The sequence below is a fragment of the Spiroplasma sp. hy2 genome (assembly GCF_044714365.1).
GTDB classification, from domain to species: Bacteria; Bacillota_I; Bacilli_A; order Mycoplasmatales; family Mycoplasmataceae; genus Spiroplasma; species Spiroplasma phoeniceum.
Map to the genome: position 1 here is coordinate 1 of NZ_RXFZ02000171.1, position 2108 is coordinate 2108.

At 24.4% G+C, this 2108-nt stretch carries 2 protein-coding genes; both read left to right on the top strand.

Going from position 1 to position 2108, the window contains the following annotated elements:
* Window positions 1-331 precede the first annotated feature (331 nt).
* Window positions 332-1210, top strand: coding sequence for a hypothetical protein (locus tag EHV01_RS04980; RefSeq protein ID WP_422066489.1), 879 nt, complete (start codon window positions 332-334; stop codon window positions 1208-1210).
* Window positions 1211-1477: 267 nt separating this feature from the next.
* Window positions 1478-1879 carry a hypothetical protein gene (locus EHV01_RS04985; RefSeq protein ID WP_422066490.1) on the top strand — a complete coding sequence of 134 codons (402 nt, stop codon included), beginning with the start codon at window positions 1478-1480 and terminating at the stop codon, window positions 1877-1879.
* Window positions 1880-2108: the final 229 nt, after the last annotated feature.

A 2108-nucleotide genomic window follows, 5' to 3' on the forward strand; every position in this document is an offset into this window, starting at 1 on the left:
TTTAATTATTTTTTTCATTAATTATTTACCTCCATATATTAAAAATATACCTAATTTTAGGTATATTTTATAAATATCAAGAGTTTTCGACAAAATTAAAGAAGTTTATTATGAGAAATACATTGATGAAAATGGAGTAGAGCAATATAATCTTGATGTACCAATTCCAATTAAAGAATGAGATTGAACATTTAAAGAATGAGATTATTTAAAACAAGAATATGTAACTATCACTACTTATTTTTATAAAACTTACTCAAATGAATTTACATTTAATCCTTTTGATAAATATCAAATTTTTTATAAAAAATTTGTTACCCCAAATTTACCTTTGAATGACAGAATTAAAAATATACTAAGGGAAAAACATCAAGTATTTTCAGAAAATAAACAAGCTTTTAATAATTTAGGTGTATTTAATTTACGCTTAACAATGGGGGCTGTTTGAGATAAAATTCCACAAATTACAAAAAAATTAGTTTTAGCTAACAAAGAAGAACGACCAGATTTATACGAACTGGAATACTACGGATTTGAGTATAACGATAGTGACCCAAGCATTTATGTTTTAAGAGGTTATAGAGAATATATTAACGAATTTAATTTACAACATTTTTATAATACAAATACAAAACAGTATGAATTTGATTTATATTCAATTGGTGTTGATTATGCTAATGGTAGTGAAGATCATACAGTATTTTTATTGTCGGGATACAAATTAAATGAAAATGGTAATTATGATAAATACATCATTGAAGAAAAAGTAACTACTCCTCAAGATGCTTTAAATTTAAATGATACAATTGAACATTATGGTCAATGAATAATTAACTGTTTTGATAAATTTGATGGATTTGAAAATACAACTTTTCATTATGATATAAATGCCCATGATTTTATGCAATTACTACAAAAAGAATTAGTATCTTATTTAGGCTATAAAATTAAAATGTTTAAAGCAATAAAACATCAAACTACTCTTAATAAAGATGCAGGGCTTAATAACCGTGTTACTTGGTTAAGAAAAATGTTAAGTCAAAATAAAGTATATGGTAACTTAGAAGAATTACCATATTTAGATCAATGCATTAGTGAACTAAGATTTGGAGATTCTAAAACAAATATACCTGATTCTAAAATGTATCAAGATCCTTATGATGCATTATTTTACGGTTCTTATCCATATCGCTTTAAAATGTCCTTATAATTAAGGGGTTTTTGAAGCTGGGCGAGCAGTTGATTTTTCAAAATTCATATGGTAAAATGATCTACAAATTTAAAAAAAGTTTTGGAATTCTTTCAAAAATAATTGGGAACCCTTACAAACCTCCTCACTAAACGTTTGGAGGTTTTCCCAAAAACTTTGAAAAGCGGCGCCAAAAGGTTTTTTCAAATTGGTAAATAATTTTTCCTAATTTATTTTGGAAAATTACTGCGAGCCCACCGCCGACCTTAGAGAAAGTGAGAAAGACTAATGAAAAAAATAATAAGTATATTAAGTACATTATCATTAACTTCCACTTTAACATTTCCTCTTATTTTTTGTAAACAAAATAAACCATTAACTTATTTAGATAGAGATAGAACATTAATTACTTGTAATAAAAACGAAAAAATAGGGAATATAAGAATTAGATATACAACCAACGATGATCCTGATACTGAAAAAACTAACATATTACTATGATGTACTGGAACACCTAATATTAGGGAATTAACTGAAAAAGTGTATGATAAAGCATGAGATTTATTTTATGTAAAATTTAAGAAAACAATGAACTTAAAAACTTATGGGGTAGAAGAATGAGTAGCTGGACTATATCCATATTCAAAAGAATGAGATAAAATTTATCCTGATAATTATTTTATAAATTAAAAGAAGCTTTAATTTTAAAGCTTCTTTTATATTTCTAAACTAATTAAAGATAATAATTCATTGTTTTCATTAAATAATTGTAAATTATTAATACTTATTTCTAAGTTACTATTAGTAATAATGGAAATATTAGACTTCTTGCATAACCTAGTTATTTTAAAATTCCTATAAAATATATTTAAAATAGAAATTATAGGAATCTAAAATTATGAAATTTGATAAATTTRAT